This window comes from Pseudomonas sp. JAI120 (assembly GCF_014207255.1).
Classification (GTDB): Bacteria; Pseudomonadota; Gammaproteobacteria; order Pseudomonadales; family Pseudomonadaceae; genus Aquipseudomonas.
In genome coordinates, this window is record NZ_JACHCZ010000006.1 from 37088 (window position 1) to 48935 (window position 11848).

An 11848-nucleotide genomic window follows, 5' to 3' on the forward strand; every position below is an offset into this window, starting at 1 on the left:
ATACCTTCTTCTAGCAGTCGATTCGCGGACTGGCCGCACAGGCGTTCATTGTTTTGGCGACTCAGCCGCAGCTGCAAAGGGCATGGGCTTGGCGACAGGACTGCTCGCCGTGGCGCGTTTCTTTGCATGGCTTTGGGATAGCCGGGCCGCCGTGTCAGCGCTGTAGCCAACCTCGGCGAGAATTTCCAGGCTGTGCTCGCCCAGATTCGGGGGGAGATAACGGACGTTGCCGGGAGACGCCGAGAACTGAACCGGGATTGAGGTCATCACCAACTCGCCCTCGGTGGGGTGCTCCACATGCTGGAAGAACCCGGTTTCCTTGAGGTATTCGTCCTTCATCAAATCGTTCAGCTCGCGCACCTGACCATGGGGAACATCCGCTTCAGCGAAGATGTTTTCCCATTCGGCCGAGCTTTTGCAGGCAATGGCAGCCCCCAGAATTCCATACAGCTCGTTGATATTGAGCATGCGTTCGCTCATGCGGCAGAAACGCGGGTCTTCCAATAGCTCGGGCCTGCCGATGGCCTTGAGCACCCGTCGCCATTGCTCGTCGTTGACCGCCAGCAGACAGATGTGCCCGTCCAGGGTGGCGTAGGGCTTGCGATGGGTTGAAAACATCCGCGTATAGCCCAGCCCTTCACCGTTGGATGAGCCCAAGGCACCTTCCCACAGGTGCTCGAACAGATTGAACTGCAGCATGGTTTCGAGCATGGGCACCAGCACCTGCTGACCTTCTCCGGTACGCTCGCGGTGCAGCAATGCCATGCTGATTGAGGACGCCAGGACGTAACCGCAGAACTTGTCGACGATGACCGTCGGGAAGTAGCGAGGTTGCCCATCGAGCCCACGGTTGATCGCGGCCAGACCGCTTTCGCCTTGAATGACATCGTCGAATGCCGGCATGTCCTTGTACGGACCGTCGCCTCGATAACCCGGAGCGAAGGCGTAGATAATCTTCGGGTTTCGCTCGCGGATCTTTTCATAGCAAATACCCAAGCGCTTGGCAGCGCTGGGACGCATGCTGTGCACCACCACATCGGCGGTTTCTACCAGCTTGAGCAGTGCTTCCATGCACTCGGCCTGCTTGAGGTCGAGCACCACGCTGCGCTTGTTGCGGTTCATGATCAGGTAAAACACCGCCATGTCCGGGTTTTTGCCTGGGCCGTTCTGACGGTTCTGGTCGCCGGAGGGCGGTTCGATCTTGATAATGTCAGCGCCCATATCGCCGAGGATCTGGGTCGCTACCGGGCCGAGGACATTGATCGACAAATCAATGACCCGCAGACCGGCGAGTGGGCCGGTCGGTTTCTCCAATTCCTGCTGGGCCATGGTCAATTACCCTTATAGTCTTTGCCTTTGACCAGGCGCAGCGGGGTGTAGACCTGCACCAGCGTGCCATCTTGCTTGATGATCCGGTTACGCGTGCGCACCAGACCGAGCCCCGGGCGATTGGCGCTTTCGCGGCACTCGATGACCTCGCATTCGACGTGAATGGTATCGCCGACGAACACCGGTGCCTTGATGTCCAGTTCCATGTTCAGGAACGCAAAGCCAACCCCTTGCATGGTCGCTTGAGTCAGCAGACCCTCCGCGAAGGTAAAGACCAGTGCGCCAGGGGCAACACGACCTTTGATCGCAGATTGCTCCTTGAGAAATTCAATGTTGGTGAACAACACTTCGAGCATGCCTGTCACGGAAACGAAGTTGACGACATCGGTTTCCGTCACGGTGCGCCCGACGGTCTGGAATTTCCTCCCTACAGACAGATCTTCCCAATGGATGCCCAGGCCTACGGTCTCAATCTGCTCCATGGTTTTGTCCTTTCTCGTTCTTGTTGGTGAGTGCGGGTGATAGGTCACTGCGCGCTGAAGTCATGAGGCGTCGCGCCGGGCCACTCGGCCCAATACGCTGTCGGCGATAATGTTTCGCTGGATCTGGTTGGTGCCCTCAATGATCTGGATCACCTTGGCATCACGGAAATAGCGGTTGATCGGGTACTCATTGGAAATGCCGGCGGCTCCGAACAGCTGGACGGCATCGGTCGCGACTTTCATGGCTACGTCCGAGGCGAACATTTTTGCCATGGCCGCCATAGGGGCGAGCGCCCGCCCGCTGATACCGGCGTCAACCATAGAGGCGGTGCGGTACACCAGCTGGCGTGCGGCTTCGGTCTGGGCCACCATGTCGGCGACCATCCAGCGAATACCTTGGAAGTCACTGATTTTCTGTTTGAACGCCATTCGATTCTGGATGTAGTCAATGGCATGATCGATGGCGCCTTGCGCCAAACCTACCGCCCTGGCTGCAATCAAGGGGCGGCTGGTGTTCAGCGCCTCCATAGCGACTTTGAATCCTTCGCCGCCTTCGGGGCCGAGGCGGTTGTCATCGGTGATGAAGGCATCGTCGAAAAACAGTGCGCAGGCGGGAATGCCGCGTGCCCCCATCTTGTGTTCGGGAGCGCCAATGGTCAGGCCAGGTGTCGTCCGGTCGACAATGAACAGGTTGATCCCCAGCGGGGTGCCGTCTTCGGCCACGGTTTTGGCCGCCACGAGGATGAAATCGGCGATGTGCGAGTTGGTGCACCAGATTTTTGCACCATTGAGCACATAGCCGCCTTCGGTTCTACGCGCCGTGGTCTTGATTCCGGACACGTCAGAACCACTCTGCGGCTCGGTCAACGACAGCGCGCCGCGTAAATCACCCGACGCCAAGCCCGGCAACAATCGCTGCTTCTGTTCTTCAGTTCCGCCGCCCAGGATCGCGCCGAACGGTGTCCACTGAACCACCAACAGATAGCCGGTGTTGTAGCAAACCCGGCCCAGCTCTTCGACCGCTATACAGGCAGACAACAAACTGTTGGTGCCGCCGTATTCCTCAGGGAACGGCAGGGCAAACAAGCCAAGCTCTTTGAGAAGGGCGAACATATCGTGAGGATATTCACCAGTGCGGTCGATAGCGTCGGCACGTGGGGCGACCTTGTCCCTGGCTACTCGGCGGACCAGATCCTGAATTTCACGCTGATCATCGGTCAGTTCGTACGTCACGGTTATGCTCACTCCCCAAACACACTGGTTACGGCGGCGGCTCGAACCTACCAACGGGTTCGGCCAATGCAACGCTGTCAGAAGCCGGCGTCCATGTTTCTGAACGTCGTTCGTAAAAGTAAACGTCGTTCAGGTTTTGTGTCAAGCGCATTTAAGCTGAATGCAGGGGATGGACCCTCGCAGAGGGCTGAGAACCCTGTATATCCGAGATTTTACGGGTGGCTGGCGCGTCTTGGAGGCTTTCAAAAAATCTGCAGGGGAGATATTTGAGGAGGGATCAGGCAAAAAATATGAAAATACCGTTCGGTATTATGTATATCTTGTGAGTACGCAATAGATGCAGCATGCTTGACGTTGCAGAAGAACGGCGTTTACTATTCGGAATGACGTTCATAAAAACAACTTATTTTCTGCGAATATACGAAGGTAAAACCCATGGATGCCTTGCTCCCTGAGTCTGATTACCAGTGCCATCTCTCCGAGGGGCGATTCATGCTGCAGCGCAGTCGGCAGAGCGGTGCTTTCGTCTTCTATCCGCGTGTTGCCGAGCCGGGATCCGGGCGCACTGACCTTGAATGGGTCCCGGCCAGCGGCCGTGGCGTGGTGTATTCCACCACCGTCGTTCGTCAGCGCCCTCCGACACCTCATTACAACGTAGCCCTGATCGACCTCGCTGAAGGCGTGCGCATGATGAGCCGCGTCGAAGGGATCGAGCCTGAGGCCGTGCAGATCGGGCAAAACGTTCAGGCCCGTATCGTGCGTGACGCCAGTGATGTGGCGGTGCTGATTTTCGAACCGGTTTGACGAGCATCGCTTCAAAGAGCCAGTGTCTTTCTATTTACCTGCAGCCATAACAACAAGGCAGGACCCTATGGATTACAACTTGCGTGGGCGTACGGCAATTGTTGCCGCTGCCACTTACGGTATCGGTGAAGCCCCCGGCCTTTCTTCCATGGACCTTGCCGCCAGCGCGAGCGTCAAGGCGCTGGCCCAGGTGGGATTAACCCCGGCTGACGTCGATGGGCTGTTTGTGTGTGTGCCGGATGACATGTTGTCTGGACTGACCTTTGCCGAATACCTGGGTATTCACCCGACGTTTACCGACAACAACCGTACCGGCGGTTCTGCGTTCCAGATTTATGCTCATACAGCGGCGATGGCCCTGGCGACCGGGCAGATTGACGTCGCGTTGATCGCCTATGGCAGTAACCAGAAAAGCGCCTCCGGAAAACTGATCCAGTCCTCGCGGCCCTCGCCGTGGGAGACGCCTTACCGACCGATGAATCCGGTGTCGTCTTATGCCCTGGCAGCCGCTCGCCATATGCACCAGTACGGCACCACCCGCGAGCATTTAGCTGAGGTGGCAGTGGCGGCCCGCAAATGGGCGCAGCTCAACCCCGAGGCCTACATGCGTGATGACCTGAGCATTGACGATGTGCTTGGCGCCCGGATGGTGTCCGACCCACTGAGCGTGCGCGATTGCTGCCTGGTGACCGATGGTGCCGCCGCCGTGGTCATGGTGCGGGCCGATCGTGCACGGGATTTAGCCAGCAAGCCGGCCTACCTGTTGGGCGCGGGTTCGGCCACCAGCCACCGCGAAATCGCTTCCATGGCCGACCTCACCGTGACGGCGGCGCGCGAGTCTGGAAAGCGCGCCTACACCATGGCCGGCGTAGGGCCTGCTGATGTCGATGTGGTGATGTTGTACGACGCGTTCACCATCAACCCGATCCTGTTTCTCGAAGACCTGGGTTTTTGTCCGAAGGGCGAGGGCGGCAACTTTGTCGCCAATGGAGGCATAGCCCCCGGTGGCCATCTGGCAGTCAACACCAATGGCGGCGGTCTTTCCTGTGTGCACCCCGGGATGTACGGGCTATTCACCATGGTCGAAGCCACGCAGCAGTTGATGGGGCTGTGCGATGCGAGGCAGGTCCCGCAGGCGAAACTGGCGATTGCCCATGGTAACGGCGGCGTTCTGTCCAGCCAGGCGACCCTCATTCTTGGTACGGCGGACACACTATGAGCAGTTCTGAACACGTGGCTTCGGATGACATCGTTTACATTGAACATCAAGGCGCGGTGGCTATCGTTACCCTCAACTACCCCAAGCGTCGCAACGCATTCTCGTTGAGGATGCGCCAAGCCCTGCTTAAACGTCTGAATCAACTGATGCACCGCGATCCGTGCCGGGCCATTGTTCTAACAGGTGCCGCCGGTACTTTCTGCGCAGGTGGCGATATTTCCGAGATGCAGGCGCGCACCGTTCTGGAATACCGCGAACGTAACCAGTTGCCTCTGGACATTTTCAAGCTAATGGTCGAAGGCCCCAAAGCCATAGTCGCTGCCGTCGAAGGCGTTGCCATGGGCGCTGGGGTGTCACTGGCAGCGGCCAGCGACTATGTGGTCTGCGCATCCAATGCCCGCTTCGCCTGCGCATTCCTCAAGGTGGGGCTGATGCCGGATACGGGTTTGTTCTGGTCACTGAGCCAGCGTGTGGGCGCCGGCAAGGCCCGGGAATTAATGCTTACCACCCAGGAGTTCAATGGAAAAGAGGCTGCCCGCATCGGCTTTGCCAATCAACAGGTCGAGCCGGGGACGGCGTTGGCCGCCGCGCTGAAGGTTGCGCATGAGTATGCGCTGATGCCGCCGCTGGCTATTGCGCACCTGAAGACTGCATTAGCCAACGGTATCGATTCACTGGATGAAGGGATCGAAACCGAAGTCAATCTGCAACCGCTTTTGCGTCGCAGCCAGGACCACGTCGAGGCGACCAAAGCCTTCATGGAAAAACGCCCTGCGGTTTTCGTCGGCAACTAAGGAGCAGCAGACATGAATGCTTTCAACCTGAAACATGCGGACGAGCGTATCCAGGTCACTCGCGAGGGTGAAATCGCGATCGTGACCATTGCTAACCCGCAGCGACGCAATGCGCTGGGCCGGCAGATGCGCTTGACCCTGCGCGACACCCTCCATCACCTGTTGGTGGCCGATCCGGATTCGCGGGCCATCGTACTGACGGGCGCCGACGGCCAGTTCAGCGCGGGTGCCGATATTTCCGAAATGGTCCAGCGCACCGTGTTGCAAAGCCGGGAAATACTCGATGAATCCTGCCAGGTCGTGCGCGACATGCTGGGTGGCCCGAAACCGGTGATTTGTGCGGTAGAGGGCATTGCGTTCGGCGCTGGCCTGTCGTTGGCCGTGGCAACCGACTACATCGTGGCGTCTTCTTCGGCGCGTTTCTGCGCGGCATTCCTGCGCATCGGGTTGATTCCCGACACTGGCATTCTTTGGACGCTGCCGAAAAAAATCGGTATGAGCAAAGCACGTGAACTGCTGTCCCTGGCGCGAGAAATCGATGGCGTCGAAGCGGCGCGTATTGGCTTGGTCAATCAGTTGGTTGAGCCTGGGCAAGCCTTGGCGGCAGCCGTTGCCTATGCCAGGGAGCTGGCCAAACAACCGCCTTTAGGCATGGCGTTGCTCAAGGCCGCGCTCACCTTCGGTGCCGATGATATGGACGCCTCATTGCGTGCCGAAATCGACTTTCAGCCGTTGCTGCGCCAATCCAAAGACCATCTGGAGGCCGCCAGCGCCTTTATCGAGAAACGCGCGCCTGTCTTCACCGGCCAGTAGGGAGATACCGATGAGCGAACACAACGACATCGTCCAGGTGCACCGCGAAGGCGCGGTGGCTGTGGTCACGATGAACTACCCGGAACGCAGGAATGCGTTCTCGATGAAGATGCGTCTGGCGTTACTGGACACCTTCCATATGTTGTTTAACGAAGACAGCGAGAGTCGAGCCATCGTGCTGACGGGCGCTGGTGGTCATTTCTGTGCGGGGGGAGACCTGTCCGAGATGACCTCTGTAGATTCTTCGCTGCTCGCCATGCGTGAACGGATCGCCATCGGCACGCGCCTGTTTCGCTTGATCTTTACAGGAAGCAAACCTGTGGTTGCCGCCGTCGAAGGCAACTGCATGGGCGCCGGGGTCTCGCTGGCGGCAGCCTGCGATTTGGCCATCGGCAGTGCTGCTTCGAAGCTTTCGTGTGCCTTCGTCAAGGTCGGGTTACTCCCGGACACCGGTGTGCTGTGGACCCTGCCGCAAAAAGTGGGCGGTGGTAAAGCGCGGGAATTGATGCTCAGTGGCGCCTCCTTTGATGGCGTTGAGGCAGGGCGTATCGGGCTGTTCAACCAAGTTGCGGAGCCCGGTGAGGCGTTGGCCCTGGCGTTGTCGCGCGCCTCGCGGCTGGCACAACTTCCGCCCGTGACCCTCGCGCTGCTCAAGGCAAGCCTGGTCAACGGCAATAACACCATCAGCGCCGCCTGGCGCCGGGAAGTCGATCTTAACCCCTTGACCCGCCAGACCCAGGATCACCTGGAGGCCGTTGCGGCCTTTATGGAAAAACGCCCACCGACCTTTAGCGGGAATTGATGCCATGTATGCAAGTGATTTGTTGGCCGGAAAGAAAATCCTGATCACGGGTGGCGGTACAGGGCTGGGTAAAAGCATCGGCAGGCGTTACCTGGAACTGGGTGCCGAACTGGTGATCGCCGGGCGTCGCCTGGAGGTCCTGAACGCGACGCTGGCCGAGTTCCGCGAGGCCATGCCAGGGGTTCGCGTCAGCGCGGTGCAGGTCGATGTACGCGACGCCGAATCGGTCGAAACGATGATGGAAACTATCTGGCGGGACGGCCCCCTGGACGTATTGTTGTGCAACGCAGCGGCTAATTTTATCGCGCGCACCGAAACCCTTTCGTCTCGTGCGGTCGATGCGGTGCTGGATATCGTGCTGCATGGCAGCTTCTATTGCGCGATCGCCGCCGGGAAGCGCTGGATCGCTGAAGGCCGTCCGGGCAATGTAATCAGTACTGTGTCAACGCCGACCATGACCGGTTCGGCATTCACAGCCCCCAGCGCGGCGGCCAAGGCCGGAGTGTTGGCGATGACCCGTAGTCTGGCGGTGGAGTGGGGCCCTAAAGGCATTCGCTTGAACTGTGTGGCGCCTGGGTTGTTTCCGACCCCGGGTGCCTGGGAGCAGCTCTATCCGCAAGGCTCTCAAGTGGAACCGCAAGACCTGAGTGTGCCGCTGCGGCGTTTTGGTGAGCATCAGGAATTGGCTGATCTGTACAGCTACCTTGCCTGTGATGGCTCTGGCTACATCACCGGTGAAATGATCGTGATCGATGGTGGACGCTGGATGCAGGGCGTTGGCGGCCCGACTGCCCGTGCCATGCAGGGCTGGTCGGAAGATCAATGGGAAGCGATGCGCAACAAGGGGCGGAAATAATCATGGCCGGTCCGCTCACCGGCTTCAAAGTGGTCGAACTGGCCGGCATCGGCCCCGGACCGATGTGCGCGATGCTGTTGGCCGACCTGGGCGCGACCGTGATTCGGGTGGATCGCAAGGAACCGGTCACGTTGGGAATCGAGCGCCCACTGCAATACAACACGTTATTGCGCAATCGCTATGCGATTGCCCTGGATCTCAAAGACCCGATGGGCGTAGAGACGGTGCTTAAGCTGGTCGAACAAGCCGACGCGCTGATCGAAGGTTTCCGTCCCGGTGTCACCGAGCGTCTGGGACTGGGGCCCGATGACTGCCTGGCGCGTAACCCTCAGCTGATTTACGGGCGCATGACGGGTTGGGGCCAGACCGGGCCGATGGCAGCGTATGCCGGTCATGACCTCAACTACCTGGCACTGACAGGGGTGCTCGATGCCATTGGTCGTGAAGGTCAACCACCCACCATTCCTCTTAATCTACTGGGTGATTATGCGGGCGGTTCGCTGTACCTGGCCCTGGGTATTCTCGCGGGTGTCCTGGAAGCCCGGCAGTCCGGCAAAGGCCAGGTGGTCGATGCGGCCATCGTCGATGGTGCAGCGCACTTGGCAACCACCTTTTTCGGCATGCTCGCCGCCGGCATATGGAAAGAAGGGCGCGGCACCAACATCACGGACAGCGGTTCACCGTTCTATGACTGCTATGCCTGCAAGGACGGAAAATTCATCAGCGTCGGACCGATCGAAAGCAAGTTTTACGATCAGCTGCTGAGCCTGATGGATATTGATCCCGTCAGCTTGGGGGCACAGATGGATCGTAGCGCCTGGCCTAAAGCCAAACAGATTATCGCCGAGCGCTTCCTCAGTCGCAGCCGTGAGGAGTGGGTCAGCCTGCTGGAGGCCAGCGACGCCTGCGCGGCCGGCGTACTGAGCTTTACCGAAGCGACCGAGCATCCACATCTTAAAGCGCGCGGAACCTTCGTGAAGGTCGATGGCGTAGTGCAGCCAGCCCCGGCACCGCGTTTTTCCCGCAGCGAGCCTTCGACCCCGACGGCGCCAAAACCGGTTACCCCTGAGAACACCAATGCCGCGCTCGCCGCGTGGTTCAGTGCCAGCGAAATTGCCGCGTTGCGTGGCGACGGCATCATCGACTGAGAAGGAATGTCTCCATGGATCTACGCTTTACGGCTGAGGAAGTCGCCTTTCGCGATGAAGTGCGAGCGTTCCTTAAAAGTGCGCTGCCGGTGGCAGTTCGGCGCAAGGTGGAGTCTGGCCAGCGCATCTCCAAAGATGAGATGGTCGACTGGGTGCGCATTCTGAACGCCAAGGGTTGGGCAGCCCCTGCCTGGTCCCCGCAATGGGGGGGGCAGGGCTGGACCGCAACCCAGCAATACATCTTCAAGGAAGAGCTGCACATGGCTCCGGCGCCAGAACCGATCTCGTTCAATATGAACATGATCGGTCCGGTGTTGATTGCCTTTGGTACCGAGGCGCAGAAACGCGAATTCTTGCCGCGTGTCGCCAACATGGACTACTGGTTCTGCCAGGGCTTTTCGGAGCCGGGTGCAGGGTCGGACCTGGCCTCCTTGCGTACCAGCGCGGTACGTGACGGTGACGAGTACGTGATCAACGGCCAGAAAATGTGGACTTCGACCGCGCACCATGCCGACTGGTGTTTCATGCTGGTGCGTACCGATGCCACGGCGAAAAAACAACAGGGCATCACGTTTTTGCTGATGGACATGCGCACGCCGGGTATCACGGTCCGTCCGATCATCACCCTGGACGGGCATCACGAAACCAACGAAATGTTCCTCGACAACGTGCGCGTGCCGGTCGCCAATGTCATTGGAGAAGTGAACAAGGGGTGGGATGTCGCCAAATTCCTGCTGGGCAGTGAGCGCGGAGGGATTGCTCGGGTGGGCCTGTCGAAGTTTCGCGTAAGGCGCGCCAAGCAACTGGCGCGCAGCGTGAGCATCGGTGATGGTTGCCTGGCGGACGAGCCGCGCTTTCGCGAGCGCGTAGCGTCCATTGAAGTGGAACTCAAAGCGCTTGAAATGACCCAGATGCGCGTTATCGCGGACAGCGAAAAATATGGTCACGTCCCGGATCCGCGCAGCTCGATCCTCAAGATGAAAGGCTCCGAACTGCAACAGGTGGCCACTGAATTGTTGATGGAGGTCGCTGGCTACAACGCACTGGAGTTCGATCTGTCGTTTGTCACCGGCGAAAATACGGCGTCCGGAGAGCATGACTGGGCCCTGACCATCGCGCCGAATTACTACTGGGTTCGCCACGTCTCCATTGTGGGTGGCTCCAATGAAGTTCAGCACAACATTCTCGCCAAGACGTTGCTGGGGCTTTAAGCATGAATTTCGATCTTAACGAAGAACAACGCATGCTCAAAGACGCGGTCGAGCGTCTGGTGGCCGATCAATACAGCTTTGATCAGAGGGGGCGTTACCTGGTGCAGCCAGACGGCTGGAGCCGGCGATTGTGGGCGCAGTTTGCCGAACTGGGGCTGCTCGGGTTGCCGTTTTCGGAAGAGGACGGCGGCTTCGACGGTGGATCGGTGGAGACCATGATTGTGATGGAGGCCATGGGGCACTCCCTGCTGCTTGAGCCTTACCTGGCGACGGTGGTGCTGGCGGGTGGGCTGCTACGCGCATCGGCCAGCCCCGCACAACGTGCAGATTTGCTGCCGGGGTTGATCGGCGGAGAACTGCTGCTAGCCTTTGCCCACAGTGAAGACCAGTCCCGCTATGACCTGGCTGACGTGGCGACCACCGCCCGGCAAGACGGCGATGAGTGGATTCTCGATGGCGCCAAGCGCTTCGTGCTGCATGGCGACTGCGCCGACAAGCTGCTGGTCTCGGCCCGTGTCAGCGGTGACCGACGTGAGCGTGACGGCATCGCTTTATTTGTGGTCGATGCGCAGGCCGAAGGCGTTTCACGTCGTGGCTACAGGATGCAGGACCAACTGCGCGCTGCCGACATCCGTTTGTCCCAGGTCAGGGTCGGCCCGGCGGCCCTGTTGGGTGAAGCCGGCAAGGCCCTTGAATCAATCGAGCAGACGGTCGATGCCGCCATTGCGGCGCTGTGCGCTGAAGCCGTGGGTGCTATGGAACAAGCGCAGACGATGACTGTGGAGTACCTCAAAGTGCGCAAACAGTTTGGGGTGGCCATCGGCTCTTTCCAGAGTCTGCAGCACAAGGCGGTAGACATGCTGGTGATGACCGAGCAGGCCCGCAGCATGGCGCTTTACGCCAGCATGATGAGCAATGACCCGGATCCTCTGGAACGCCGCCGGGCGATCTGCGCCGCCAAAGTGCAAATCGGTCGTTCGGCACGTTTCGTCTCGCAAACAGCCGTGCAGTTGCATGGCGGCATCGGTGTCACCGAAGAGTGTCAGGTCGGCCACTACATGCGTCGCCTGTCGATGCTCGAATTCATGTTCGGTGATACCGACCATCACTTGGCGCAGTTGGCCCGCGATGGCGGCCTGATCGCAGAGAACGCCTGA

At 59.4% G+C, this 11848-nt stretch carries 12 protein-coding genes; 9 read left to right on the forward strand and 3 right to left on the reverse strand.

What is annotated here, in order from left to right:
• Positions 1-45: 45 nt before the first annotated feature.
• From HDC32_RS25905 to HDC32_RS25915, 3 genes are read right to left on the reverse strand one after another with little or no spacing between them, the layout of a single operon-like run.
• Positions 46-1329 (reverse strand): CaiB/BaiF CoA transferase family protein, encoded by a 1284-nt coding sequence (locus HDC32_RS25905; protein WP_218571053.1) that lies wholly within the window; start codon positions 1327-1329, stop codon positions 46-48.
• Positions 1330-1331: 2 nt separating this feature from the next.
• A complete protein-coding gene (locus HDC32_RS25910) occupies positions 1332-1811 on the reverse strand; it encodes a MaoC/PaaZ C-terminal domain-containing protein (RefSeq protein WP_145338562.1) in 480 nt (159 codons plus the stop codon).
• A 60-nt stretch (positions 1812-1871) separates the two neighbouring features.
• Positions 1872-3044 (reverse strand): acyl-CoA dehydrogenase family protein, encoded by a 1173-nt coding sequence (locus tag HDC32_RS25915; protein WP_145338563.1) that lies wholly within the window; start codon positions 3042-3044, stop codon positions 1872-1874.
• 435 nt (positions 3045-3479) lie between these two features.
• Between HDC32_RS25915 and HDC32_RS25920 the strand changes: the two genes are divergently transcribed.
• The 9 genes from HDC32_RS25920 (at position 3480) to HDC32_RS25960 (ending at position 11848) form a co-directional block, all read left to right on the forward strand.
• Positions 3480-3848, forward strand: coding sequence for a Zn-ribbon domain-containing OB-fold protein (locus HDC32_RS25920; protein WP_145338564.1), 369 nt, complete (start codon positions 3480-3482; stop codon positions 3846-3848).
• A gap of 67 nt (positions 3849-3915) precedes the next feature.
• Positions 3916-5067: a thiolase gene (locus HDC32_RS25925; RefSeq protein WP_145338565.1), complete on the forward strand. Its 1152-nt coding sequence runs from the start codon at positions 3916-3918 to the stop codon at positions 5065-5067.
• Between the two features lie 14 nt (positions 5068-5081).
• A complete protein-coding gene (locus tag HDC32_RS25930; protein ID WP_221462033.1) occupies positions 5082-5861 on the forward strand; it encodes an enoyl-CoA hydratase/isomerase family protein in 780 nt (259 codons plus the stop codon).
• 12 nt (positions 5862-5873) lie between these two features.
• Positions 5874-6674 (forward strand): enoyl-CoA hydratase/isomerase family protein, encoded by an 801-nt coding sequence (locus HDC32_RS25935; RefSeq protein ID WP_145338567.1) that lies wholly within the window; start codon positions 5874-5876, stop codon positions 6672-6674.
• Positions 6675-6684: 10 nt separating this feature from the next.
• A complete protein-coding gene (locus tag HDC32_RS25940) occupies positions 6685-7476 on the forward strand; it encodes an enoyl-CoA hydratase/isomerase family protein (protein ID WP_145338568.1) in 792 nt (263 codons plus the stop codon).
• A 4-nt stretch (positions 7477-7480) separates the two neighbouring features.
• A complete protein-coding gene (locus HDC32_RS25945) occupies positions 7481-8332 on the forward strand; it encodes an SDR family oxidoreductase (protein ID WP_145338569.1) in 852 nt (283 codons plus the stop codon).
• A gap of 2 nt (positions 8333-8334) precedes the next feature.
• The gene (locus tag HDC32_RS25950; protein ID WP_145338570.1) at positions 8335-9480 is read left to right on the forward strand and encodes a CaiB/BaiF CoA-transferase family protein; all 1146 of its coding nucleotides are present in this window, start codon (positions 8335-8337) and stop codon (positions 9478-9480) included.
• Positions 9481-9494: 14 nt separating this feature from the next.
• Positions 9495-10691 (forward strand): acyl-CoA dehydrogenase family protein, encoded by a 1197-nt coding sequence (locus tag HDC32_RS25955; RefSeq protein ID WP_145338571.1) that lies wholly within the window; start codon positions 9495-9497, stop codon positions 10689-10691.
• A 2-nt stretch (positions 10692-10693) separates the two neighbouring features.
• A complete protein-coding gene (locus HDC32_RS25960) occupies positions 10694-11848 on the forward strand; it encodes an acyl-CoA dehydrogenase family protein (RefSeq protein WP_145338572.1) in 1155 nt (384 codons plus the stop codon).

Bases quoted from the DNA above. Each gene is read 5' to 3' on its own strand.
- HDC32_RS25960 (WP_145338572.1), top strand. From the start codon at position 10,694: ATGAATTTCGATCTTAACGAAGAACAACGCATGCTCAAAGACGCGGTC.
- HDC32_RS25940 (WP_145338568.1), top strand. From the start codon at position 6,685: ATGAGCGAACACAACGACATCGTCCAGGTGCACCGCGAAGGCGCGGTG.
- HDC32_RS25950 (WP_145338570.1), top strand. From the start codon at position 8,335: ATGGCCGGTCCGCTCACCGGCTTCAAAGTGGTCGAACTGGCCGGCATC.
- HDC32_RS25935 (WP_145338567.1), top strand. From the start codon at position 5,874: ATGAATGCTTTCAACCTGAAACATGCGGACGAGCGTATCCAGGTCACT.
- HDC32_RS25955 (WP_145338571.1), top strand. From the start codon at position 9,495: ATGGATCTACGCTTTACGGCTGAGGAAGTCGCCTTTCGCGATGAAGTG.
- HDC32_RS25910 (WP_145338562.1), bottom strand. From the start codon at position 1,811: ATGGAGCAGATTGAGACCGTAGGCCTGGGCATCCATTGGGAAGATCTG.
- HDC32_RS25945 (WP_145338569.1), top strand. From the start codon at position 7,481: ATGTATGCAAGTGATTTGTTGGCCGGAAAGAAAATCCTGATCACGGGT.
- HDC32_RS25920 (WP_145338564.1), top strand. From the start codon at position 3,480: ATGGATGCCTTGCTCCCTGAGTCTGATTACCAGTGCCATCTCTCCGAG.
- HDC32_RS25925 (WP_145338565.1), top strand. From the start codon at position 3,916: ATGGATTACAACTTGCGTGGGCGTACGGCAATTGTTGCCGCTGCCACT.
- HDC32_RS25905 (WP_218571053.1), bottom strand. From the start codon at position 1,329: ATGGCCCAGCAGGAATTGGAGAAACCGACCGGCCCACTCGCCGGTCTG.